The organism is Peribacillus simplex (assembly GCF_001542915.1).
Lineage (GTDB): Bacteria > Bacillota > Bacilli > Bacillales > DSM-1321 > Peribacillus > Peribacillus simplex_B.
Map to the genome: position 1 here is coordinate 46836 of NZ_LNNH01000029.1, position 24462 is coordinate 71297.

The 24462-nt window shown below is 43.3% G+C and carries 23 protein-coding genes; 9 read left to right on the top strand and 14 right to left on the bottom strand.

Annotated elements, in window-relative coordinates; genetic code table 11:
- The first annotated feature begins 246 nt into the window (after nt 1–246).
- Nucleotides 247–813 (top strand): DUF2777 domain-containing protein, encoded by a 567-nt coding sequence (locus AS888_RS15525; RefSeq protein ID WP_061143061.1) that lies wholly within the window; start codon nt 247–249, stop codon nt 811–813.
- Between the two features lie 51 nt (nt 814–864).
- Here the strand turns inward: AS888_RS15525 and AS888_RS15530 are convergent, their stop codons facing one another.
- From AS888_RS15530 to AS888_RS15540, 3 genes are all read right to left on the bottom strand, one after another.
- Complete coding sequence (locus AS888_RS15530; protein ID WP_061143062.1) at nt 865–1212, bottom strand: YisL family protein; 348 nt, start codon at nt 1210–1212, stop codon at nt 865–867.
- 134 nt (nt 1213–1346) lie between these two features.
- On the bottom strand, nt 1347–2528 hold the full coding sequence (locus AS888_RS15535; RefSeq protein WP_061143063.1) for a DUF418 domain-containing protein: 1182 nt from the start codon (nt 2526–2528) through the stop codon (nt 1347–1349).
- 34 nt (nt 2529–2562) lie between these two features.
- Nucleotides 2563–3837: an MFS transporter gene (locus tag AS888_RS15540; protein WP_061143064.1), complete on the bottom strand. Its 1275-nt coding sequence runs from the start codon at nt 3835–3837 to the stop codon at nt 2563–2565.
- 330 nt (nt 3838–4167) lie between these two features.
- Between AS888_RS15540 and AS888_RS15550 the strand changes: the two genes are divergently transcribed.
- The 6 genes from AS888_RS15550 to AS888_RS15575 all read left to right on the top strand — a co-directional run bounded on the left by AS888_RS15550 (nt 4168) and on the right by AS888_RS15575 (nt 6137).
- On the top strand, nt 4168–4389 hold the full coding sequence (locus AS888_RS15550) for a spore germination protein (protein ID WP_061143066.1): 222 nt from the start codon (nt 4168–4170) through the stop codon (nt 4387–4389).
- A gap of 23 nt (nt 4390–4412) precedes the next feature.
- Complete coding sequence (locus AS888_RS15555) at nt 4413–4625, top strand: spore germination protein GerPB (RefSeq protein ID WP_061143067.1); 213 nt, start codon at nt 4413–4415, stop codon at nt 4623–4625.
- Nucleotides 4626–4701: 76 nt separating this feature from the next.
- Nucleotides 4702–5313 carry a spore germination protein GerPC gene (gerPC, locus tag AS888_RS15560; RefSeq protein WP_061143068.1) on the top strand — a complete coding sequence of 204 codons (612 nt, stop codon included), beginning with the start codon at nt 4702–4704 and terminating at the stop codon, nt 5311–5313.
- The gene (locus AS888_RS15565; RefSeq protein ID WP_057912469.1) at nt 5303–5482 is read left to right on the top strand and encodes a hypothetical protein; all 180 of its coding nucleotides are present in this window, start codon (nt 5303–5305) and stop codon (nt 5480–5482) included. The genes gerPC and AS888_RS15565 overlap by 11 nt, the downstream gene beginning before the upstream one ends.
- A 5-nt stretch (nt 5483–5487) precedes the next feature.
- A complete protein-coding gene (locus AS888_RS15570) occupies nt 5488–5895 on the top strand; it encodes a spore germination protein GerPE (RefSeq protein WP_061143069.1) in 408 nt (135 codons plus the stop codon).
- A 23-nt stretch (nt 5896–5918) separates the two neighbouring features.
- The gene (locus AS888_RS15575; RefSeq protein WP_061143070.1) at nt 5919–6137 is read left to right on the top strand and encodes a spore germination protein; all 219 of its coding nucleotides are present in this window, start codon (nt 5919–5921) and stop codon (nt 6135–6137) included.
- A 621-nt stretch (nt 6138–6758) separates the two neighbouring features.
- Here AS888_RS15575 and addA read toward each other — a convergent pair.
- The 4 genes from addA to AS888_RS15595 all read right to left on the bottom strand — a co-directional run bounded on the left by addA (nt 6759) and on the right by AS888_RS15595 (nt 15380).
- Nucleotides 6759–10487 carry a helicase-exonuclease AddAB subunit AddA gene (addA, locus tag AS888_RS15580; protein ID WP_061143071.1) on the bottom strand — a complete coding sequence of 1243 codons (3729 nt, stop codon included), beginning with the start codon at nt 10485–10487 and terminating at the stop codon, nt 6759–6761.
- Nucleotides 10480–13977, bottom strand: a complete 3498-nt coding sequence (gene addB / locus AS888_RS15585; RefSeq protein WP_061143072.1) for a helicase-exonuclease AddAB subunit AddB — start codon at nt 13975–13977, stop codon at nt 10480–10482. Before addB ends, addA begins: the two co-directional genes overlap by 8 nt.
- Before the next feature lie 192 nt (nt 13978–14169).
- Nucleotides 14170–14733 (bottom strand): signal peptidase I, encoded by a 564-nt coding sequence (gene lepB / locus AS888_RS15590; protein ID WP_061143073.1) that lies wholly within the window; start codon nt 14731–14733, stop codon nt 14170–14172.
- A 32-nt stretch (nt 14734–14765) separates the two neighbouring features.
- A complete protein-coding gene (locus tag AS888_RS15595; RefSeq protein ID WP_061143074.1) occupies nt 14766–15380 on the bottom strand; it encodes a TVP38/TMEM64 family protein in 615 nt (204 codons plus the stop codon).
- Nucleotides 15381–15673: 293 nt separating this feature from the next.
- Here AS888_RS15595 and AS888_RS15600 point away from each other — a divergent pair, with 293 nt between their 5' ends.
- Nucleotides 15674–16045, top strand: a complete 372-nt coding sequence (locus tag AS888_RS15600) for a YhjD family protein (protein WP_061143075.1) — start codon at nt 15674–15676, stop codon at nt 16043–16045.
- 413 nt (nt 16046–16458) lie between these two features.
- Here the strand turns inward: AS888_RS15600 and AS888_RS15605 are convergent, their stop codons facing one another.
- A complete protein-coding gene (locus AS888_RS15605; protein WP_061143076.1) occupies nt 16459–17019 on the bottom strand; it encodes a competence protein ComK in 561 nt (186 codons plus the stop codon).
- A gap of 299 nt (nt 17020–17318) precedes the next feature.
- On the opposite strand from AS888_RS15605, the gene AS888_RS15610 reads away from it, so the two are divergent.
- Complete coding sequence (locus AS888_RS15610) at nt 17319–17555, top strand: IDEAL domain-containing protein (protein ID WP_061143077.1); 237 nt, start codon at nt 17319–17321, stop codon at nt 17553–17555.
- A 151-nt stretch (nt 17556–17706) separates the two neighbouring features.
- Here AS888_RS15610 and AS888_RS15615 read toward each other — a convergent pair whose 3' ends face one another.
- The 6 genes from AS888_RS15615 to AS888_RS15640 form a co-directional block, all read right to left on the bottom strand.
- On the bottom strand, nt 17707–18516 hold the full coding sequence (locus tag AS888_RS15615) for a YitT family protein (RefSeq protein WP_061143078.1): 810 nt from the start codon (nt 18514–18516) through the stop codon (nt 17707–17709).
- Between the two features lie 144 nt (nt 18517–18660).
- Nucleotides 18661–19926, bottom strand: coding sequence for a M48 family metallopeptidase (locus AS888_RS15620; protein ID WP_061143079.1), 1266 nt, complete (start codon nt 19924–19926; stop codon nt 18661–18663).
- 246 nt (nt 19927–20172) lie between these two features.
- Complete coding sequence (locus tag AS888_RS15625; protein WP_061143080.1) at nt 20173–20856, bottom strand: LuxR C-terminal-related transcriptional regulator; 684 nt, start codon at nt 20854–20856, stop codon at nt 20173–20175.
- 176 nt (nt 20857–21032) lie between these two features.
- Nucleotides 21033–21560: an HD domain-containing protein gene (locus AS888_RS15630; RefSeq protein ID WP_061143081.1), complete on the bottom strand. Its 528-nt coding sequence runs from the start codon at nt 21558–21560 to the stop codon at nt 21033–21035.
- A gap of 174 nt (nt 21561–21734) precedes the next feature.
- Nucleotides 21735–23279, bottom strand: a complete 1545-nt coding sequence (locus AS888_RS15635; RefSeq protein WP_061143082.1) for a fatty acid--CoA ligase family protein — start codon at nt 23277–23279, stop codon at nt 21735–21737.
- Nucleotides 23280–23458: 179 nt separating this feature from the next.
- The gene (locus AS888_RS15640) at nt 23459–24448 is read right to left on the bottom strand and encodes a lipoate--protein ligase (protein ID WP_061143083.1); all 990 of its coding nucleotides are present in this window, start codon (nt 24446–24448) and stop codon (nt 23459–23461) included.
- Nucleotides 24449–24462: the final 14 nt, after the last annotated feature.

Genomic DNA, 24462 nt, shown 5'->3' on the forward strand with positions numbered 1-24462 from the left:
TTCCTAATTCGAAGACATGCACAACAAAGTTTAAGTATCGATCAGCGTCATTCGTAGGATCCCTGCCCTCGAAACGCCCCCCTTTATTGATTACGAAGTGGTGAGCAAAGCATCCCGTGTTTAAACATAGCCTATGCAAAGACGGAAAGATGGTTATTTGTCCATAATATTTTAAAATATACCGTTATATTTTCATTGGATTTTGACTAAAAAGTAGGTGAGGATTCCACTATTGGAGGTATATGTATGAGTCAGCAACAACGAACCAAACTAATGAACAGGCAAACGAGAGCTTTTACCGAAGGAACAGTGGAAAATATCAATCAACAATGGATTTTCTTCGATGATGAAACAGATGAGGCCTGCTCCATCGAAGACCATGTTGATAGCGTCATTGAAGTATACAGGGGTGGGCGTTGGCAGCAAGGAGTGGTCGAGGAAGAGGGAAAAATCCTGCTTCACCGGGAGATCACCTTCCTAAAGGAAAACGAACCCATCCGGATTCGCAAAAAGCTGCTCTACTCTTTTGAGCGTTTGTTGGAAGAATTGAACGATGATTCGTTTTTCCAATTTGTAACGACCTTGAATTCTCTTGATTTTTCCATTTATGATTGTATATATAGCTATAATCAGCTCACGTTTTTAAGGACCGTCCCGAACCAGTCCGGCGTGAATTTCTTCACCTTCGATAACGAGAATCAAATATGTCTCGTCCAGCACCATTTTTCTTATGGGAAAAAGGATCATGATCGCTTCGAATTCACCTTGAACACCGGGAAAAGGATCGTCATTGAAAAAGTGAATTCCCAATAGCAGGAAAAAAGCGGGTAAATGAGATCAGCTCATTTACCCGCTTTTCCATTCCTATTTAAAGAGGTAAAGTCCTTGTGGCAGGGAAAGTCCCAAATACACGACGAACACTAATGCAACGGCGAATAAGATCCACATGGCACTCGTGCCTTTTCTTTTTTTCGTACGGACCAATACCATTTCCATCGCAGCAATCACGATGATGCCGACGATCATTTTAACGGCATAGGCACCAAAATCCGTGATCAGCATTCCGCCAGTCAAAATAATTAATAGATAGAATAACCTTGTAATCATATGTAGCATTTTCGCTTTCGGATTTCCACTTTTATACATCGAATATGTGACAAAGAAAAGGATGATTCCGATTACCCACGCTGTAATATGCAAGTGTGTAGTCATTTTATTGCCCCCTCGTTCAGTTTCTCTCTCATCATATCATAGGCTTTTATATAAAAACAAAGCTAAGATGCCACCTGGGTGGGGAAAAATCAACAATTTAATGAACATCATGTACCATTCCCCTCCACTGTGCCCTACCTACGCATAAGCGGCCTTTTTCCATATGTAACAAAACGCCAGATATATTCAACCGGGCCATATTTATACAGGCTCATCCATAAGCGGGATAACAGGAGTTGCAAGCAAAACAGAGCGATTAGCAAAATGAACCCTGTCGTGTAAGAAATCGATCCGTATAAACCAAGGCCGTATGAATAGAAAATCGAGGTGCAGACAATCGATTGGAATAAGTAATTGCTCATCGACATCCTGCCAACATGGGAAAGGGGCATCAACAACCGGGAAAATCCATTTTTTTCCACAATAAGCGTGACGGCTGTAATATAAAATATCGTCAATAACGGCCCGCCAAAATAATCCTGTACGAAAATCGTGCCAAAATGGTATACCGCCACATATGGTAGAGTTTTGATCGCCAGACCCAATAGCAGGCTTACGATCATGATTGCTTTCAATTTCTTCCTATATTGCACCGGGTTTAGCAAATAGCCTTGCTTGGCAACACCTGCCCCGATCAAGAAAAACGGAAAAATCGATAAAAAAAGGATGCCGGAATTCGCGAGATTATTCACCTTATACCAATCTAGCGCCCTCTGATTGACGATTTGCAGAAATGTGCTTGATTGATAAATTTCCAAAGACCGCTTCATCATCGTCGAATCTGTCTGTATCGCCAGCCCCTCGCTATCGATGCTGCCCATAACCAGGAGAAGCGCACCCAATATGGCAAAGGGCAGAACATAACACACCGTGCCCACTAAAATTAACGTCTTTCCCTTCATCTGATAAAAAAACAATAAGGCAAACCCGAACACAGCATAATTAATAAGGATATCGCCATGCCAGATGAAAAAAGCATGAATGCACCCAAGAACCAGCAGGAAGGATAGCCTTTTCGTAAACAGGACAGGAAAGGCTATCCCCTTTTCTTCACTCCTGATGGCCAGGATAATCGCACCGAAACCGAATAAAAATGCAAATAACGGATAAAAGCTGGCCTGGGCCATGACATCACTGAGCCTGTATAATATCCCGTCCCAGCCCCCGGGCCATCGCCTTGCACCATCGATGTACAAGAGCGGGGAGTGGAAAGCAGGCATATTCACTAAAAAAATCCCTAAAATGGCCAAGCCTCGTAATATATCGATGCTAACGATCCGTTTATTTTCCTGCAATGATATCATCGTTCCGTTCAAGAATGTCCCCCCTTTCCGCTACAGAATTTCTTCTTTATGGACTCACTGCACCATTTTCCACAATGGAAACCGCTTTTTTCCTCTTTATCAATATGACGAACAAGCTTCCCAATAAGCAGAAGATCCCCGCAAGGAAAAATGCCCATGTATAGGAGTTGAAAACCTTGAAAATCAGGCCACCGCCGTATGCCGCCACCGCAGCACCGGCCTGGTGGGAAGCGAATATCCACCCATAGACAATCCCGCTTTTCTCCACCCCGAAGACTTGCCTTGAAATGCTGATGGTCGGGGGAACCGTCGCTATCCAATCCAATCCGTAAAATACGGAGAAGAGGATCAACAGGGTGATCGTACCCTCTTTGAGGGCAAAAGGAAGCAATACTAGGGAAGCTCCCCTTAAGCCGTAATACCAAAACAGCAGCCAGCGGTTATCAAAACGGTCCGATAACCAGCCCGATAAGGTTGTGCCAATCAAATCGAAGATACCCATGAAAGAGAGCAATGATGCTGCCATAACGACCGGCAAACCGAAACTGATGCAGTAAGAAATGAAATGTGTCCCGATCAACCCGTTCGTTGAAAGTCCGCATATGAAAAAGCTACCTGCCAATAACCAGAATTCCTTGACCCGCACCGCTTCATTTAAAGATCGAAAAGCCATGCCAATGGGATTCTTCTTTTGAACCGCAGCTTCCTCCTTGATTTCTTCTTCCGTCCCATACGGAAGGAGGCCAACTTCCTTCGGCGTATTTTTCATGAAAAACAGGATCATCAGCAGCATGATCAAGCTCAGGAAAACGATCAATCCAAGCGCCCATTTAAAAGAGTAATTCTCTATGATGATGGCTAAAGCCGGCAGCAAAATGAGCTGACCTGTAGCCGTGCTGGCTGTTAATATCCCGACTGCGAGCCCCCGCCGCTTTTCGAACCAACGATTCGCCACATACGGGCTCAATACAGTCAAAAACACGCCCGAACCCAGTCCTATGATCATCCCCCAGATAAGCATCAGCTGCCACTCATGCTCCATGAAAAATGTGAGGCATATGCCTGCCAATAAAGTCGACATGCCAAGTACCATCATTTTCTTTAATCCAAGCACTTCAATCAAGGCAGCCATGAAGGGCCCCGATAATCCATAAAGAAATAGACTTACCGCAAATGCCAAGGAAATGATGGAACGGTCCCACCCATATTCATTTTCAAATGGTACGATGAATACGCCGGATGAGGACCTAATGATCCCTGCTACAATAATTGAAAAAAATGTAAGGATTAAGATGACCCAGCTATAATGAATTCGTTTCAATGCCCTCCCCCACTTCTACTAATCATGAAATACGCCATGAAAAAAAGAAAAGTATCATGATGTGAAATATTTTATAATCGTACCACTTATTATTAAAATCCGTAGCCCTTTTATTGAAAAATTCCGTTATTTCCTCTTTCTTCCTCCGCACACTTCCGGCTTCCTTAAAAACAGGGCCATCAATTGGAAAATGAAAAATCTTCAATGCCAGATTCTTTTTGATCAATCACATCGATCCTGGGTAAACATACAATACGATGAAACTCCCTACTGCAGCAGGCCCGTCGCCTCTGTCCCAGGGAAAAACCGAATGAAAAAAGGGTGATTTTCTTGCCGGCCATTGTAGGTATCGTTCAAGTCATTAACGTCGGTAGCAGTGGCGTTGTCCATATTGGTGACGTCTTTAAAATTAATCCATACTCCACTTCAAAAACATTTGCAGGTGCTGGTTCGTTCAATACAGGTGAATCCATTTCACTTTATAATGCCTATAGCACCACAAATACAAATGATACAGATGGTGTTGACCAGCCAATGGTCTTAAATCTCTAATGGTTGTATAGAAAGGAGTCATCATGATTTTCAATATTCACCAAACCATCCAAATCAATATGATCAAAATTGAAAGCATCGCAAACTCCTCCGTTTTTCAAATCGGGAGTGCAGGCGTGATCAAACCATATTCCACATTGGCCAATACCGGCGGCTTCACTGAGCCAGCACCGGAAATCGAAACTGATATAGCACCATTGTCCACCATCGTTCCATTTACTCCTCCTAGTTCATAGGCATTCACCTACCGCAAACTTTTTCATATACTGTCATATATGAAAATATATCTTGGTGAAGGTGAGGTGTTGAATCGTGAATCAGGATCTTTATTCGTACTCCATGCAAATGCAGCGTTATCTAGAAGCCCAGGATAAGCGGATCATGAAACTTGAACACGAACTCAAACGCCTGACGGATGAACTTGCCGAGCTGAAAAATAGGCCGCCAATCCATGTTGATAGAATTGAATATAAATTCGATCAATTAAAAGTCGAATCACTGGACGGTACGTTGAATATCGGTTTAAATCCGAATGATCTAAACAACATTGATGAATTCGCCGTTAATAACCAACCCGTTCAGCCTGCTCCAAATTTATTTCCAGGCCGGGAACTCGTTGTCCAGGAAATTCATAACGACATTCTTTCAGACTTGGAAAATATGATTCACGATACGGAAAGCCAGCTGAAAATTTCATTGGAGCCTTCTTATCATGACTTCATTAAACAAGACGTTGAACGTCAGCTCCATCAACGGATCAATATGTATTACGATAACCTCTCTTACCCGGAACGTGCACCGCAGCAACGTGATAACGTTAAGGAAAAGGTCAAGGAAAGGGTGAAATCCGATATTCAAGCGGCATTGTTTCAATTCATCACACATTCACAAGCAGAAACAGGAGGAAATGTAAATGGAGTTTAACGTAACCAATCACCAGCTTTGTGTAGGTGATATAAAAATCACCGGTGTAGCCAGCTCTGCTTTATTTCTCATCGGGGATGTCCAAACGGTGCAACTATCTTCCGCATTCGATACCCCGCCAGAATCCCTTATCATCGGTCCATTCGTACCGGTTTCCCCGGAAGGGTAACCAACATGTTCTCTCGAATATCGAAAGTGAAATCCATATTATCCGATACGGTCTCATTCTGCTCGACCATGCAAATCGGGGACACTTCCTATATAGACGGAAATGCCCTTGCATTAGCCGTTCAAAAGAAAAGCGAGACTTTTGGTTCAGTGGACATTCAATTCAAAGACTATGACATTTTTAAGCGGCCCATTTATATTCCGAGATTGTATGAACCGGTCTACTCAACATTTGCAAATTCGAATCCCTTCATACGTGTCGGCCATATCAATATCATCGGGATATCATCCTCTTCCGTGGTTGGCGTGGGCAATGTCGGCCACATACGTATGGAATCCAGGGTGAAGCACATTCGGCAGGTCCCTAAAAAGGTCGAAGAAACATCCGTTGAGGATTCAACAAACAATACTTGATTTTTTAAGAAGGAGGAGTTCATATGCCAGCCATAGTCGGCCCAATTCAAATATTCAATGTAGGGGAAGGAAATCTATTATTCGGTGATGCAGCGGTCATTTCTCCAAAGTCATCCTCCAAATCGGTCACAGGATCAGGTTCAGCGAACACAGGTGCCATCGTTTTTACCGCCAACGGACTGAATGGAAGCAATGTCCTTGATATCAATGGAATCGACCAACCCATTGCAGGGAATAATTAACGAAGGAAAAGGCTCCCGCTTCTTATATGTGCCCTATAGAGTAGACACGAAAAGTCTACCCTATTGGGCACATTTGTTTAAAATAAAAAAACGTCGGATGAACCAGTGGAAAACTGCCGGTTTTTATTAACTCCAGGTTTGAAAATGCAGATGAAATTTCGACTGTCCACAACTTTGGAGAGGTCGGACTTCGGCCTTTGCTTTTCGCGGGCGGTCCGGGAGCCGCCTTGGCGCTTTATGACTCAAATAGAATAGATAAAACGAAGATTTTTTTTAATTATGAATGATGGATGAGGCAGCCTTACAATTAAGCTGGTTGATGCGTGAGTCAGGATCATCCAAGTCACATGGGGAAACTGTAGAGATATACCCGACAAGAACCATTCTTCCGTCATTTTATAAAATTTGGACGGGTACGATAAAATTGGAGGATTGATTACAACCTCTATCGTGGACAGTAAAACCATAAAAAATGCCGCCTGTAAAATACAGACGGCCTTCCCTTCAAGCTGCGTAGCTTTATTTTCAATACCCTTTACGAAACTTACACTTTACTTCAGAGATACTTTCAAATTCATCCAGGTTTCCCAGCAGGCTTGCTCGATTGATCCTACCTACCCCTTAAACTTCCAATAAATGTGACCCATCAAAGAAAAACAAGTAGCGGTTGGTTACTTTCTTATTCAGTATCCCTTCAACAGCCCTCGTATAAAGCTGGAGCTGCATCCGGTATCGATCGGCAAGGATTTCTTTAGCTCCTTCAAACCCATTGGCAAATCGGCCGTTTATCGTATCCGTTTTATAATCCAGCAGGACAAGGCCCCGTTCATCCTCAAAAATACAATCAATCACACCTTGAATCAGGATTTCCTCTTCACCGGAAGCCCAATCGGCGTAAGCTTCCTTTGCCGGCAATGACATCGTGAATGGCACTTCCCGGCGAATGTTCAGCGACTTTTGCATTCTTCGCCCGATTTCACTGTCAAAGAAAACGACAATCGTCTCCGGGTCCACAGCTTCTTTCTGTTCCTCTGTCAACAGTTCACGTTGTATCAAATCCACCATCAATTCTTGGACCGCTTGAACGGTAATCTGCTGGGATAAATTAATATGCTGCATCACTAGATGGGTAATCGTCCCCCTTTCCGCAGGGGTAAGTGATTTTTCCTGCATGAAAGTCGGGCGCTTCGTGATGGGACGCTGAAATTTACGCAATAATTCCGTGGAGCCCGTTTCGTCCTTCAATTCATATTGACGCTTCAGCTCAGAAACGGATTGCTTCGAACGATGCACGGAAGCCTCATATTCCGGGTACTCCCATTCAAGCTGTGCTTTAATATCTTCATAAAACTCGGAAACGATTCCGACCTTCTCCGATTTCTGGACATGTTCAAGTAATTGCTCCTGTACAATTGCCTCTTCTTCATCCAGAACGGCAAGCTCCTCACTTGGAACGATCGAAATCGACCAGTTCGATGGATGCGACTCCATTTCCAGGCCTTGGCCTTCCATAAGTGAATCGCGATGGCGGACAAGGGCTGGGCCAATCCAATCAAGATAGCTTTTGGCACCTGCCCGTACATAGTCCTTTAATAACCATTCTCCATGCGCCGCATTGCTTGCCCAGTCTTGCTGCGTTTTTTCCGCATCATTGATGCTGGCAATCAAATAAAGCTTTTCCTTAGCTCTTGTCAGTGCCACGTAGAGGACCCGCATCTCCTCGGCAATCAGTTCAAGCTGCTTCTTTTTCTTAAATGCCAACTGGGGCAGGGATGGATAAGTGATCCGCAATTCGGGATTGACGTACTTAGCTGCGAATCCATAATCCTTATCAAGTAAATACGATTTGCGGATATCCATCCTATTGAATTGTTTGGAAAGTCCGGCAATAAACACGATCGGGAATTCCAAGCCCTTTGAGGAGTGGATCGTCATCAAGCGGACTACATCTTCCTGTTCGCCTAAAGCCCGAGCCGCCCCTAAATCATCTCCGCGCTCCTGCATCCTTTCGATGAACCGCAGGAAACGGAACAATCCGCGAAAGGAGCTTGCTTCATATTGCCTTGCCCTGTCATACAATGCCCTCAAATTGGCCTGACGCTGTTTGCCGCCAGGCATCCCCCCTGCAAAATCGTAGAACTGGGTTTCGCGGTATAACAGCCAAATTAAATCTGATAATGCTTCCTGCCTGGCAAGCTTTCTCCACTTGACCAGTTTTTTATAAAAAGCCGAAGCCTTATCATAAAGCGCTGGGTACTCTTCCCGATCACTCTTCCTGTAAAAATCAGCTAATGCTTCGTAATAACTCCCGGTATGGAATAATCGTACCTGTGACATTTCTTCTTCATCCAACCCGACGATGGGGGAACGAAGAACGGATGCCAAGGGGATATCCTGCTGCGGATTATCAATCACCTTCAACAGGGAAATCATGATCGCAACTTCTGTCGCTTCAAAATACCCTGTCGATAAATTGGCATAGACTGGAATCCCTTGCTTTTTAAATTCTTCCATGATTTGCGGTGCCCATGGCATCGAACGCAGCAGGATGACCATATCCCGATAAGTGGCCGAACGGTACTGTTTGGTCTTCGTATCATATATCGGATGCTTTTCACTTATGGCCTTTTTAATGAGCTTGGCCATCTGCCTTGCTTCTAGCTGCGCTTTCTCAAGCTCCTCTGCCTCAAATCCGTCCTCCGCCGCCGTATCCGCATGTGCATTTGGATCAGCTGCCCCATCAATCAAATGGAGTTCAATCGGATTGGGGACGTCTTCGGGATAAGGCGCACCTTTTTTCAATTGAGCATCCTCATCATAATCAATCTCACCGACTGTGATGCCCATCAACTGCTGAAACAAGAAATTCGTTCCATCCAGAACCTCTTTACGGCTTCGGAAATTGCGGTTCAAATCAATTTTCAGCCCAGAATCAATTCCATCATGAGTAAAGCGGGTGTACTTTCCAAGGAAGAGATTCGGTTCGGCAAGCCTGAACCGGTAAATGGACTGCTTGACATCACCAACCATGAAAAGATTTCCATCATATTCACCATCGGCCGTCACCAGTTTTAAAATCGATTCCTGAACAAGGTTCGTATCCTGATACTCATCGACAAGCACCTCTTTGAACTGGTTCCTGTATTCGATGGCAGCCTCCGATGGTTTTCGTTCACCCGCTACGGTTTCACCAGTCAGGATTTGCAGGCAATAATGTTCCAAATCAGCGAAGTCGACCAAGTTCTTTTCTGCTTTGGCCGCGAAGAATCGTGCATCGAATCGTTTCACCAGCAGGATGAGTGTGTCTACATATCCCTTGAGCTCCCTTATGTCGCGCAGGTAGCTTTCCGGCTTACGGGAAAACAACTCTTCCTGTAACGCTTTGATGATTTTCTTCGCCTTATCACGATATTTCGTGGCCTCATCCGATATTTCCTTGATGAAATCTGCACCAGTGCAGCGTTTTGCCGTTCCGAATTTCACGTTTTGGATTTCTTCGTAAAGCGCATCCCAGGATTGCTCTTTCACTTCCGACAGTTTGGCAACCATGGCAAGGTCAGCCAAATAGTTTTCAGCCCTTGGCGCCGGTCCCCCCGGCACTTTTGTCAACGCAAGCGAGCGTTCCAACAAATCCCTTGCCGTGTCCAGCTGCAACCCAATATCAAATTTCAATGAAGCGATGAACGAAAGGTCGTCAATGCCCTCACCATCAGCCAACTCATACATGCTGGCGGCCCCATCGAGCCATCGATCGGGATCAGGGTTCGATTGCGAAAAATCGTGGAGCGATCGAACGATATCCTGAAGTGCATCATCGTTTCGATCGCTCGTGAATGCATCAACCAATTGAAAGAACGTTTCATTATCACTTTGTCCGTACTGCTCCTCGAAAAGCTCTTCCATTACTTCATCACGAAGCAGCTGGACTTCTGTAGAATCGGCTATCCTGAAAGCCGGGTCGATATCCGTCAGATAGTAATACTTCCGGATCACCTCTAAACAAAAGGAATGCAGGGTCGATATCGAGGCACGATTAATCAAGCTCAGCTGCTTACGAAGATGCTGTGACTGCGGATTATCAGAAATCGCTTGTTCCAATGCCTCACCTACCCTATGACGCATCTCGGCAGCCGAAGCATTGGTGAATGTTACGACGAGCAGTTCATCAACATCGATCGGCTCATCTTCCGATATCACTTTTTGAATGATCCGATTGACAAGCACTGCCGTTTTCCCGGAACCGGCAGCGGCCGCAACCAAAATGTCCTGATCCTTGGCCCATATCGCCTTCCATTGGTCTTCGGTCCAGGTCACATCTGCTGGAAGAGCAGGTATTATCGTTTTACTCATCGCTCTCCCCCTCCCCTCTCAATAGATCAAGAACATCATTTTGTTTCTTTTGTGCTAAATTCCTAAATTGATTTTCCTCTAGGGACTGGTCGAATTGGCATACCGATTTAAAGGAACAGAAGGTACAAGGCGTTTTTTCCTTTAATTTATATGGCGTTATATCCACATCACCATCAACCATGCGATCACCAGCTTCCTGATAAATGCGGCGAACGTGGCGATTCAGCAATGAAAACTCTTCCCTGCTGGCAACTTTGGAAGCGGCGAGGAGCGATCCATCCTTTTTGAATCCTGCCGGAATGATATCGGACTTACCCGAGCTTTCGATATCAAGCGATTGATCCATCATCTGGATGACATTCGAATGATCCAGTACAAGGCCATTCATTTTAAAGCTTTTATATATCTCTTCCTCAATTTTATCCAAACTGAGCATGCCTTTTGATTTGACCACCGGGTTATGCACATGAAAATACAAAACGCCGGCCGGAATCGCTTCCTTGCCAATCAGCGAATTCGAATGAGTAACGACGATATCAAGGTAGGTCAGCATTTGCAGGGCAAGTCCATAATATACTTCACTCATGTTCAGTTCCTTTTCACTCGACTTATAATCGAGCACACGCAAATAGACTCCTTCCCCTTCCTCCGCTTTATCCACGCGATCGATCCGGCCGATCAATTCCATCTTCGTACCGTTCTTCAAGGTGAAAGTTAGCGGCGGCAGCTCTCCACTTTTCCCGAACCCAAGTTCCAAACCAACCGGAGCAAAACCGCTCACCTTGGCATGCTCGCTTAAAACCATCGAGGCACGTCCGATCACATGCTCCAATTTCCTGCGTAAATAGTGATGCCGGTTCGTACTTAACAAAATTTGATTTTGCAATTTAGGAGCGAGTCTTTCCACTGCCATTCTGGCAAGTTCCAGGCATTGTTCAGTCGTCAATGCAGACCAAGCGATATCATGCTCCTTTAAAAAATCCGAAATCATTTTCAACGCTCCATGGAACATCTCTCCGATATCCGGTGCATCCAAACGGAAAATTTGCCTTTCCCTCAATTTCAAGCCATGGGCTGCATAATGGGAAAACGGGCAGCTATTGAACATTTCCATTCGCGAAACACTCGTAAGTATGCTTTCTCCATACAATTGCTTACTGGTTTCTTCGGATAATTTCTTCGTTTTGTTCTGGTAAAAAAGGCTTGATAACACCTTAGTCGCAAAAGGTCCGGCCATTTCATCCTCTATGATGATATTATATACATCCCACCATAGCGGATGAATTGGATAGTTCCTTTTTTTGAGCTGTAATTGGGCAGCCAGATACGAGAGGGCCACATCATTATTCGCGGCATATTTCAACTGTTCCCCAGCAGGCAGATCGGATGGACCATTCATGTAATGCACATCGGAAACGTTAGGCAGCACATCCCTCACCCGCTTTAAGTAGGAAGATGGCAGCAGAGCCTTTCCTTCCTCATCGGCAAGCGGATATGATAAATAGAGGGACTCTGCAGGTGTCGTGAAAGCTTTGTACGCGGTGAACTCCTCATCAAGGAGGCGCACCTTGGAGCTTGGGGCGACGTCAAATCCACCAGCCAAAAGAACCTCGCGATCACTATCGGAAAAGACCCCCTCGGAAACAGCCTTGCCCGGCAGGACCCCTTCATTCAGGCCGATAACAAAAGCCGTCTTCACATCGTCAAGCCGGGATAGATCGAGATTGGCGACAAGAACTTGGTCAATGGCAGGCGGCACTAAAGAGAACTCAAGCGATTCCAGCCCGGCTTCAATGATTGTCGCAAATTGCTTCATGGAAAGCTGTTCCTCGCTTAAAAGCTCGACGAATTGGTCCAATAGGTCGACAATCGCATTCCATGCTTGTTCATGCTCTCTTGCCGAAACCAAATCGCCGGCATCTTCCGCGTCCTGTTTCAGCTTTTCCAACTTTTCCGATACATGCAATTCTTCAAGATATAAATAAAGGGCTTCGCATAATTCCCTCCCATTTTCAGCCTTCTTAACACGCTTGGAAAGCTTCAAGATGGGCTCGGTAAATAATTGCTTCATCTCATTCAGCTCTTGCTCAAGCTTCATTTCCTTATCCGTTTGGTTCCGGTCCTCCAGTTCCAGACCACGGAAGCGCCTGTACGTCCAACGATCTTTTGAAGTCCATCTGCTCCCTTTGATCCCACGGGACAATACATAGTTCTCCAGCTTATCCACCTGCTCGCGCATCCTGTCATGATTATTTTGCAGCGGAAAGAGCAGCTCCGTCTTGATTGCGCGAAATACCGGTTCATAACGCCAATATCCAGTGATGATCTCCAATGTGGATCGAATCAATTCGATTAAAGGATGATTCAGCATCGTCCGTTTCGAATCGACGAACAAGGGAATTTGATAATCGCGGAAAACGGTTTGTAAAATATCAGAGTACGCTTCACCGTTCCGGACTAAAATCGCAATATCACGGAAACGGTGCCCCTTCTGCCTGACAAGCATCAAGATATCCCGGGCAACACCTTCAATTTCTGCCCTGCGGTTAACGGCCTGTGCAATCGCTACATCCGGTAAGTGCTCAAACGTCCGTACAGGACGAATTGCAAAATAAGTTTCGAGATGATCCAGTGCCGGACTCTTCCCAAACCTTTCCGTTCCCGTTAAGATCTTATCGTCTGAAATTGGGATGTCATTCCTCAACCCTGCTTGATAAAGATGATGATACAGGTTTCCCGTTTGCCTGAACAATTGCAGGTCATCCGGTGCATATTGCCTATAGGGCCGATCCAAGGTAAGTGAAACCGTCACATTCTTGCACAGCTTCATCATTTCTTCGACAATCAATAATTCCTGGGGCGTCAAGCTATAAAAGCCATCGATATAGATCTCCGCATTCTTTATATATGAAGACTCAGCCATTTTTTCGATCAGTAAAGTGAAATAGTCTTCGGAGTCGAGATATTTGCCGACCATTTCATCCTCAAACGCCTGATAGATCAATTCAAGGTCATGAAGTTTATCCTGGATGCCGCTTGCTGCCTTTGATGCTTCAGTCAAGTAGTTTTGAATATCCCGCGGCTCGATGCAATACTGCTTGAACTCAGCCAGCATTAGTTCCATCTGGGCAATGAAACCCTGCTTATCTGCAGACCGGCGAAACAGCTTGAACTCCTCTTTTTTATCATCCATTATTTTCCTTATCAGCATATTCACGCCAACACTATCCAAATGGAGGCGGCTCATTCCCCCGGTTTCCTGTAGAACCCGCCAAGCCAGCCTGCTAAAACTGAAAACCTGTGTCCGGATCATGCCGGCAAGACCTGGCGTTTTAATTAATTTATATTCAGATAGAAACGTCATCTGATCAGGAACGAGATAGATGATCGGATTGCCTTCGGGATCTTCTGCCAGTTTGGAGCGGATTTCGCCCAATACATTCGAGGTTTTCCCTGTACCTGATCTTCCCAGTAAAAAACGGAGTGACATCTCTTTTTCCCCCTTATACACCAACATTATGTCTAGATCTATCATACCAGAAAATCCTTCAACTTTTTGATGAGGATCCTTTCCAGTCAAGGACCACTTTCTATCATTTTACTGTTTCCCAATCCAAAACACCAATCGTACGTTCGCGTTTCCCCAAAAGAAAAAGCCCTCTGCTTTCTCGGGCTTTGCCAGTCATTCACCTGTAAATCTATAATTGAATTCTTTGAGCGGCCAATATCGAACATCCACCTTACCGACGACATTTTCCACTGGTATAAAGCCAAAGTGGCGGCTGTCCGCACTCTCAAGACGATTGTCACCCATGACAAAAAGCTTTCCCTTCGGAACGGTGGTCTCGTCCGTCAATTCCTTTAATGTGAAATCCCCCGTAAAATCCTGATCTGGGAATCCTTCCTTCCATTTCTCGAGATAAGGCTCATCCACTTTCCTGCCATTTACGTAAAGCCAATCATCCTTGTAACGGATGCGGTCACCTGCAATCCCGATCACTCGTTTAACATAATCTTCTTGTGAATTCGCATGAAAAACAATAATGTCAAACCGGTGAATATCGTGAATCTGATAATTGATTTTATTCACAACAAGTTTGTTGCCATCTTCTAGGGTCGGCTGCATCGACTTCCCTTCAACGTCATAGCTTGAAAAGAAAAATGTACGGATCAAGATGTAAATAACAAAAGCTATCATGGCTGCTTTTATCCAATCGGATAAAGAATTCTTGTTTGTTTTTCCCATCTCGTCAACCCCTACTACATTTATATTCTAACTTATTGTCCTTCTTCCCTCTTCATGCTTTTATTTAATCGGACTTCCAGTCTTTTTCCTACATACCAAAGGACGAATATGACGACCCCGATAATGATCGTGCGTATTGGCTTATGTATTAATGATACTAAATCGTAGCCTACGAAGCTAATCGTGAAAATCATCACCGCTTTTCCTCCTACGACCGCAAGTCCATATTGCAACGGACTGACCTTTGACAATCCCGCCACGATATTCACGATGGCCGAAGGTGTAAAAGGGAAGCAGAGCAGGATGAACAAAGGTCCGAATCCATGACTTTCCACCCAAACCATCAAACGCTGAACCTGCTTATGTTTTTGTAAAAACCGAAAAAACCTCATTTGACCATATCTTCTAATGACTAAAAAGATCAAAAATGACCCCGCTACCGCACCAATCCAGGAAAATAAAAATCCCCACCAAAGGCCAAAAGCGGTTGCATTAGCCAACACGAACACCACTAAAGGTAAAAAGGGCAAGAACGCTTCCAGCATCGGCAGTAAGATACCGGGAATCGGGCCGAATGAGCGATATTGCTGAATAAGCCCCGAAATATGATCAAGTGTAAACCACTCACGTATTGTCTCCAAGTCCATAATTATCTCCCTCGACATGCTGCCGTCAAAGCAGCATAAACTTATTAAAAAGATGTTTATTTTAGATATATCACTTTCTTCTGAAATTGCAAGAATTATTATCCATATATCTTCATACTTTCCCTATCTCAGGAAATCATAATCTTGTTAATGAAATTTTCACCATTTTTTAAAACAGCTTGCATATCGATTGAAAATACATTAGGATAATCAAACAAGAACAAATGTTCTATGTGTTATAAATGTTACATATTCATAGTAAAAAAGTGTTTTGTCAGAAAGGGGCGGTCATGATGACCCGCATTCCAGAGGATGACCGGAATATGATCGAAAAAGCCATCTACCTACCGATGGTGATTACAGTCTTAAACCGGGATCTCAAAGTCATCGAAATCAGTCCGTTTAAATTAAGAAGGCCCTATTCCGAGCTAGTCGAGCACATCCTAAAAATCGTTCAGGACGATTTTGCCGAGGTTCGTCGATATCTGCGCAAGGAAAATATTAAGGTAAGTGAAATCAAACGCGATGAATCCTTCACGATGTATTGTTTTTTATACAAAGGATACGAGGAACATCATAATTATTTCAATCCGCGCCTTCGCAACAAAACCGAAGACCTGTTATGTTATTACTTTTTCGAGAGAAGCCACCGTTCTACGAATTAGCGGGTTACAGACATACCTATCCTGTAGATGCCGAATATTTAGGGTGGAGGAAATGAATGTAAGTAAATAGTATCATAAATAACTCCCTTATCTTTTTCTGATAAGGGAGTTCATTTTGATGATTATAATCTATTCACTTCACACGCCTCCATCGCCGATTTAAAAATGACCTAGAAATAAAATCCATTAAATGATAGATTTCCCAATCCGATATCGGTGACTTATTCACGTATAAGCATGGGTCTGGATAAACCCACTTGAACGGGGGGGACCTGATATGATAAAACGGCAGTTTCAATGGAACCGTACCCCATTTAGCACTGTAGCGATTAATAGTAAGAAACTTGTTCCATTCATTTTCATCCATTTTCTTTACATTCGATTAGCCTTTCCTTACATTCACTTTTCCTCCTCTAACGTGGAATATACTTTGAATTCAACTCTGAAGCCTTGGCTCCATTGGCATCGGTGAATAAATAGAAAGACTTTCTCTTGGTTTCCTCAATCCTCTGGATCAGTTTCGTTTTTAAAAAGGATGTCCGGTGCAGCTGATTTTCGAACGAGCTGTACGATACCTCTAAGTCGATCGATTGTTTATTCCGGAATGTAACGGTTGTATGTTTGGAGTCCAGGCGATCATAGGCTACGACATGCTCATGTGATAACCAGATGCATGGTAGACGCAGCGGAGATGTAGTTGGAAAGAAGAAAATCGAACTGGTCGGATCAATCGCGATCGGTGCTTTATGCGTGATGTTTATGAGCTGCTTAGTGCCTTGTCTACGCCCTTCGTAGCTGGATCCGAAGAATTCACAGCTTCTCTTGATAATTTCCAACGGCTTGAAAGGGGATATGAACTCGTCCTCCATTTCAACGATACGGGCATAAATTTTACTGCCATAGTTGAGCGGTGCAACCATAAGTGTTTGGGGCGTTATTTCATATTCCTCTATGATTCCCTCGTTGTGTTGCATCAATTTTAACCCACCTCTTCCTCATTGCATTAGGATTCAACGTTTTACTAAAGGCATTCGTCCCCTTTCACCGACAATTGGTGAAGAGTACCAGTCCATATAAGTAAATTTCCTCACTATAATAGCACAATAAATTATGAGAAATTTAAAGTTCACAAAAAATTAAAAATTCTTTCAAAAAGCGGTCGTTCCGCCATCTATATGACACATTTTCTATTAATATTAGAATTTTTTAAATTTTCAGTTGATTTTATCCGCGCAAATCCATATACTAATAAAAAGGGTCAGGGGTGGTAACTTTGAAAAATGAAAAATCTTATTCAGAGTCAGTGAAGTCCTTATCAATGAGCGAGATGAAAAACGATGCCGTGGTTCAGGAAATGTTGATTGATATGATTATTCTGGAAGCCGTCCTTACTACCAAAAAGAATATCCTTGCGAAGCAAATTGATGAAGCCTTGGATATGAAAAACAAACCTTTATTTCTGAAACTTAGTTCTGAAATGAACGTTTTACTAGAACAATTTGGAAATTAACACCCGCGATTAAATGACAACCGAATCATCAAAAAAGCCTCCCTTCATGAGGGAGGCTTCAGTTTGTAGACAAAAGTGGTCCTACTCACGTGTTTGTAACAATGTGACACCGGGAGCGCCGGCACATGGGAAACGTCAAGGGCTTTGCTGATCATTCCTTATGAAACATTCCCATGACCTCGGCTGTTTCCGTTATATTGACAAAGGCATTTGGGTCCACTTCTTTTATCATCGTTTTGACGTCGGTTAATTGGTAACGGGTGATGACCGTCATCATCACTTTACTCTTTTCCCCCGAGTATGCACCTTCACCATCCATGACTGTAATCCCGCGATATAAGTTGGTCAGGAGCTTCGTTTTCATCTCATCACTCTTTTTCGTAACGATCATCAAAGTTAATTTTATGTGGTTGGAGTGAATCGTATCGATAACTTTTCCAGCTGCATATATGGAAATCAATGTATATAGTGCAGCATCCCAGCCAAAAATGAAGCCTGAAATGACCACCACGACTGCATTCATCACCGATAGTAATGAACCAAGCGGGAAGTCGCTCTTCTTAGCCAAAAGCATGGCGATGATATCAAACCCGCCGGAGGAGCCTGAAGCACGGAAGATGATCCCGATACCGAACCCGGAAATGATTCCGCCGAATAAAGAGGACAAAATCGGTTCAGTGGATACTCCATGAATGGGGATCAGGTATAAACTGATGGAAATTACGACAACTGACAATATCGTATATGTGATGAACCGCCTTCCCAATTTGAGGTATCCGAGAATCAGCAATGGCAGGTTCAACAGAAAATTCAATATACCTGTATTCACTGGAGTGATGATTCCCAGCATGATCGCAATTCCACTAAGTCCGCTGCTTAAAATTAAATGAGGTATCAAAAATAAGTTATAGGCAACTGCAACAAGCACTGAGCCTAAGGTGATGAGAAGTACATTATACATAACCGATCTCCTTAATCGAGCTGAGAATTTAATTAATTATAGTGGAGAACATCAGCATTTATAAAATAAAAGTTTTTTCTGATAAATCCCGGCTATCCGTATCCTCAGATCATATAAAAAAACCAGCTGTTCTTCAGCTGGCTTTCAATCACCCTTTGCATTTGCCTTTTCGATTGTGGAAATCCGTTCGAGCATGGTTGGATGTGAATACCGCAGCCATTTCACCAAAAATGGCGGGTTCACCTGACTTAACCCAGATCTGGTGAGTTCCTGAAATGTGGTAATTGCCGATTCTTTATCCCCGGTCATTTCGATGGCATACCGGTCTGCCCTCGTTTCTTCGTATCTGGACACGAAATTCGAGAGCGGACTGGAAATAAAAAGCAGCATGGCCGTGATCAAAAGAAATAAGGGCAATGAAGAAATGCTGCCTACCGAATGCACCTTTAACAGATGACCCCAGCGCTTAATGACATAATTCATGATTCTCGAGGTCAGCCACAGCCCGATCAAGGTCATTCCTAGATAACCGGCAATGCCGAAATAGATATGCTTTTCTACATAATGAGCCATTTCATGTGCCATGATGAAAAGGATTTCGTCTTCCTTCAGTTTGTTCAAGGTCGTATCCCAAAGGACGATTCTTGAGTTGGAACCTATACCTGTCACATAGGCATTCAATGAATTCGTCTTTTCCGCCATATTAACTTCATACACGTGCTCAGCCGGAATTTCCGCCTGTGCGGCGAGTGACAATATTTCCGTTTCCAACTCTTTATTTTTGAGCGGATAAAATTCATTGTACAGAGGATCGATCAATACAGGCTGAACAAACATCAAGAACAGCGTAAATGGGATCGATAGCATCCAAGCATAGAGCCACCACTTTTTTGCACTTTTCTTCATTAACCAATATAGGACGGATACAATGATGAACATCATTCCGAAATTCACCCAGAATTCAATGATTCCATCCTTCATCCATGAGGTGAAGCTTTGTGTACTGATATGGTAGTTCTTACTAAGCCAATAGCCAATGAAGCTTATTGGAAAAAGTGCCAAATAAGAAATGATGGAAAGCCAGAATAAATAAATGCCTGTTTGGATCACTTTTCGCTTTGTAACGGCCGATGCCGACTTTTCAAATGCCCTGGATATGCCAAATAATAAAACGAAAAAATACAGCAGCCATTCATATGGTGTGGAAACGAAAAATATGAAATTCCGCAATCCTGAATATTCTTCGCTAAGCTTTAATTCCCTTGCATTCAGGAATGTAGCAGGATCTGCTGCAGTACCTCGCAATGCATCGGGAATCGCAGTATTTGCCCCATAAAAAATATACCAATACATCACTGCTACATAAAGGATATATACTAGAATAGCTCTCCCAGCCCATTTTCTAACCATGATGCCCCTCCTTCGAATCTCTCCCTCATAATAGTTTAATCCAAAACGGACAGGTTAGAACCGCATTTCCATCCAATATTATTCATTCCGTCAAGCCTTATTGCCGTTAACCATCTCTGGACCATTCGACAATGACATACAGCATTAAACACATATGAGTGCAAATGAGCGGGGTGCAGTAAAGCTCCGGCAGCTAACAAGCATGGCACAGGCCCTTGTTGATCAAAGTTTTGACTGGTCAGCCCTTCATGTCCTATTTTGAAATTTATACAAAAGCGCCATAAGTTCCGGACGATTGCTCACATTCATTTTTTTATAAAGCCGGCTGATATAATTTTTGACCGTTCCTATGGATAAATATAGTTTTTTGGAAATCTGCTGATTCGTTTGTCCTTCGGTGAGGAGAATGAGCAGTTCATACTCACGTTTGGAAAAGGAGCCCAATTTTTCGATTGCCTTTTCCAAGGCCGCATTCCCCTGCCCCACCCCTTCCTGCTGAAGCTTCTTCATCAAAAAAGATTTAACAGTGGCAGGATAGACGATTTGCCCGTTGGCGCATTGCCGGATCGCTGCCACTACTTGCTCCATTCCGCCATCCTGTAACACGTAACCTGCTGCGCCATGGGATATCGCTTCAATGAGATAGTGATTCTCGGGATAGGCAGCACGGATGACTATCGGGATGGAAGGATGTTTTTCCTTCAGCATCACCATCATTTCCTGTCCATGTGTCCATGATGAGCGGACATCAAAAAGAATGACATCAGGCATGACTGCCGCAGTAACATCAAGGCTGCGCAATTCCCTTTCAGTTTCAGTGGCTCCAATGACCGTAATGTCTTCCTCCTTTTCGATGATTCCCTTAAGCCCCCCTTGTTTACTGACTAACAATAGCTTAATCAACTTCATATCTTCACCTGTTCTTTTCATTATTGGCTACATTTTTTCATGGTTTCATCAAGTAGTTCATTTGAACTATATTTTACTTCTTAATTCACTTGATAACAATATAAGTCAATTATATGTAAAATCCAAATTTAAACTGTAAGAACACGTAAAAAAAGATAGTTCCCTGAATATAAATAATGCTATCAACCCGTTTGCCTTCAGGATGATAGCCTTTTTCTTTGTTCCTCATCAATAAGTTTGTCAAGGTTCATGATGCTTTCCTTTGCCCTGAGGAAATCAATTTTGCGGTAATGGTGCTTTCCGCCCTCTTCTTCATCTTTTTCGTCTGCCCATTTGACGACCTGCTGCAGTGGGGTCCGGATAATATCATTTGAAGGTAAGAATGAATCGGTGTGAAATAATATGGCGAGGGAAATGGTCTTTGCCTTGATCGGATTTTCACCGAGGCGGATTAACAATTTATGTGCTCTTTCCGCGCCTTTAATCGGATGGATATCATTTTGCTTGTACAGGTCATAATCCCATTTTCCATTGCGGTACCAGGTGAAGTGACCCATATCATGCAAAAGACCTGCCTTGGCCGCAATATCCGGATCGATGTTATATTCGTTGGCAAGGTGAAACGAGTGGTATGCCACCGCAATCGCATGGGCAAGTCCTGAGCGGTTCAAGTATTTTTGAGCAATGGGATGTGTAAAAACATCTAACAGCTTTACATCTCTCATCTAACCCCTCCTTACAATTATGTGGAAATTTTTAATGTCAATCATAACTCTTTTAGAATAAAGAATCAATACTTAAAGCTTACCTCATATATATTTTATGCAGCGCATTACGCTTTGTTTGTACAAAAAGACGACCATCGCCGGTTTGGCAATGGTCGCCCTTGATCGATCCTTTTAGTTTTGGGTAACATGGGTTTTTAAAGATCGCCTTAAAATTTTTCCTGTTGTGTTTTTTGGCAGTTCATCCAAAAATTCAATCTTTGCAGGAACCTTATATTTAGCCAAGTGCTCCAGGCAATAATCCAGGAGATCTTCCTCTGTCAATGCTTCGTTTTTCTTGACCACGAAGCATTGAACCACCTCTCCCTGATTTGGATCGGGAACGCCAATCGCTGCTGCCTCAACTACTTCAGGGTGGGCATACAGAACTTCTTCGACTTCCCGTGGATATACGTTATATCCACCGACAATGATCAGTTCTTTTTTGCGATCTACGATGAAAAAGTACCCTTCATCATCCATCCGGGCTAAATCACCTGTATATAACCAGCCATCTTTCAACACAGCTGCCGACTCTTCAGGCATCTTATAATACCCCTTCATGACATTAGGACCCCTGACAATCAATTCTCCGACCCCATTTGGCGGCACCTCTTCACCCAGCTCCGTGACGACCTTGTTTTCCACTCTGAGGATGGATGTTCCTATCGATCCCGCTTTCCTAGGGCGATCAAGAGGATTGAAGCATGTAACAGGAGAAGCTTCGGAGAGGCCATAGCCCTCTGAAACCCTAACATTGAATTTTTGCTCGAATGATTCAAGCAGAGATATCGGCATGGCTGATCCGCCTGAAATACAGATACGCAATGACCTTAAATCGTCTTTGTGCCCCTCCGGATATTGGAACAGGAAATTATACATGGTAGGCACGCCAGCAAAAACGGTTGCATCATATTTTTTGACTTGCCTGAATATTTCCTTCGGACTGAATTGCGGCACAATTAAAAGCGTACCTCCTTGCAGCAATGGTGCATTCACGACGACCGTCAAACTGAAAACATGGAACATGGGCAAGGTGGTAATGACACGGTCATTTTCGGAAATCTTCAAGTATTCGCCTACATCATTTGCATTGGAGTAGATATTGGTGTGTGAGAGCATCGCCCCTTTAGGTTTTCCTGTTGTACCGGAAGTATAGAGGATGATGGCCGTATCGTCGGAATCCAATTCCGGGCCTTGGAAGCTCGCATCCCCCGCTCCAACCATTTTTGTAAACGATTTCATTTTTTGATAAATGCTCAGTTCACCACGATCCCCTTTATCGGGCTCAGTCTCACATATAACATAGTAATCTACATTTGAAAGAATTGGGTCCATTTTCTCAAATAAGGGTATCAGTTTATCCAATGCCACGACAACCTTTACATCGCCGCTGTTCAGGATGTATCCAATTTCATCAGGTGTGTAAATTGGATTTACGGGTATTACGGTAGCTCCTGCTCGTATGGCTCCATACAATGAAATGATGAAATGTGGAGAATTCCCTAAAACCAGCGCAACATTATCACCTTTCGAAACACCAAGCTTATGTAGTTCATCGGCAAACTTTGTAACGGCGCTGTCCAATTCCCCATACGAGGTTGATTGGTCCATAAAATAATAAGCTGGCTTTTCAGCCTGCCTTAAAGCCGTTTGATGAAGCTTTTCGGATAAATTCATCGTTCTCCCTCCCCAGTTTACACCATGAATGAATAGTCATTCATTTTTATATTAAACTAAATACCTTTTTATTATATTAAAAGAAAATGATTACAGCAACAATTTTATCCATATTCAAGCAATTACTGTCATTATCAGACACAAAAGCCGTCCTATTAAGACAGGACGGCTTTTCAGGCTTAATAGATTAAAGCCAATATTTCCTCTTTCGTTACATTGCCAAAATAATGTTGAACATCTACCTCATCCAAAACCTCACTGATGGCGTCCCTTTCATAGCGTATCCCCGTAAGTTTTCGTTCTATATCCGCAACCTCTCCGACCCCAAAGAAATCACCGTAGATTTTACAATTTTCAATGATCCCCCTGTTCACTTCCAGACGGATATCAACTGACCCCACAGGAAATCTATGCGAATTCTGCAAGTTGAATTTCGGCGATTTTCCATAGTTCCATTCCCAGCTTTGATACCGTTCTTCCGAAATCTTATGGATTTGCTCCCAATCTTCCTCCGTTAGAACATACTCGGTGACCTCACCGCTATCCTTGAATATATTTTGCAGAAGGAATGAACGAAATTCCTCTATAGACATTGGTTCTTTGAGGAATTCAGCAATATTGGCGACTCGGCTTCTTATCGATTTAATACCTTTAGACTCGATTTTATCTTTTTTCACTTTTAAAGCGGATACAATATGGTCCATTTCCGATTGGAACAACAAGGTTCCATGACTGAACATTCTGCCCTTCGTCGAAAACATCGCGTTACCCGAAATTTTCTTCCCTTCAGCCAGGATATCATTACGGCCGCTTAGCTCAGCATGGATTCCCAGTTTCTCAAGGGTTTCCACGACAGGCTGGGTGAATTTCTTAAAATTGTGGAAACTGTCACCATCATCCTTCGTGATGAAACTGAAATTGAGATTACCTAAATCATGATAAACCGCACCGCCTCCGGAAAGCCTTCGAACAACAGTAATGCCATTTCCATCTACATAATCGGCATTGATTTCTTCAATCGTATTTTGATTTCTCCCGATGATGATTGAAGGCCGATTAATGTAGAATAGAAGATAGGTTTCATCAATATTCAGATGTTTAAGCGCATATTCTTCAATGGCAAGATTAATTCTCGGATCCGTAATTCCCTTATTATCAATAAAAAGCACAGTTGTTCCTCCTT

Bases quoted from the DNA above. Each gene is read 5' to 3' on its own strand.
- AS888_RS15525 (WP_061143061.1), top strand. From the start codon at position 247: ATGAGTCAGCAACAACGAACCAAACTAATGAACAGGCAAACGAGAGCT.
- AS888_RS15530 (WP_061143062.1), bottom strand. From the start codon at position 1,212: ATGACTACACACTTGCATATTACAGCGTGGGTAATCGGAATCATCCTT.
- AS888_RS15555 (WP_061143067.1), top strand. From the start codon at position 4,413: ATGATTTTCAATATTCACCAAACCATCCAAATCAATATGATCAAAATT.
- AS888_RS15565 (WP_057912469.1), top strand. From the start codon at position 5,303: ATGGAGTTTAACGTAACCAATCACCAGCTTTGTGTAGGTGATATAAAA.
- AS888_RS15570 (WP_061143069.1), top strand. From the start codon at position 5,488: ATGTTCTCTCGAATATCGAAAGTGAAATCCATATTATCCGATACGGTC.
- AS888_RS15575 (WP_061143070.1), top strand. From the start codon at position 5,919: ATGCCAGCCATAGTCGGCCCAATTCAAATATTCAATGTAGGGGAAGGA.
- addA (WP_061143071.1), bottom strand. From the start codon at position 10,487: ATGAGTAAAACGATAATACCTGCTCTTCCAGCAGATGTGACCTGGACC.
- addB (WP_061143072.1), bottom strand. From the start codon at position 13,977: ATGTCACTCCGTTTTTTACTGGGAAGATCAGGTACAGGGAAAACCTCG.
- lepB (WP_061143073.1), bottom strand. From the start codon at position 14,733: ATGGGAAAAACAAACAAGAATTCTTTATCCGATTGGATAAAAGCAGCC.
- AS888_RS15595 (WP_061143074.1), bottom strand. From the start codon at position 15,380: ATGGACTTGGAGACAATACGTGAGTGGTTTACACTTGATCATATTTCG.
- AS888_RS15600 (WP_061143075.1), top strand. From the start codon at position 15,674: ATGACCCGCATTCCAGAGGATGACCGGAATATGATCGAAAAAGCCATC.
- AS888_RS15605 (WP_061143076.1), bottom strand. From the start codon at position 17,019: ATGCAACACAACGAGGGAATCATAGAGGAATATGAAATAACGCCCCAA.
- AS888_RS15615 (WP_061143078.1), bottom strand. From the start codon at position 18,516: ATGTATAATGTACTTCTCATCACCTTAGGCTCAGTGCTTGTTGCAGTT.
- AS888_RS15620 (WP_061143079.1), bottom strand. From the start codon at position 19,926: ATGGTTAGAAAATGGGCTGGGAGAGCTATTCTAGTATATATCCTTTAT.
- AS888_RS15625 (WP_061143080.1), bottom strand. From the start codon at position 20,856: ATGAAAAGAACAGGTGAAGATATGAAGTTGATTAAGCTATTGTTAGTC.
- AS888_RS15630 (WP_061143081.1), bottom strand. From the start codon at position 21,560: ATGAGAGATGTAAAGCTGTTAGATGTTTTTACACATCCCATTGCTCAA.
- AS888_RS15635 (WP_061143082.1), bottom strand. From the start codon at position 23,279: ATGAATTTATCCGAAAAGCTTCATCAAACGGCTTTAAGGCAGGCTGAA.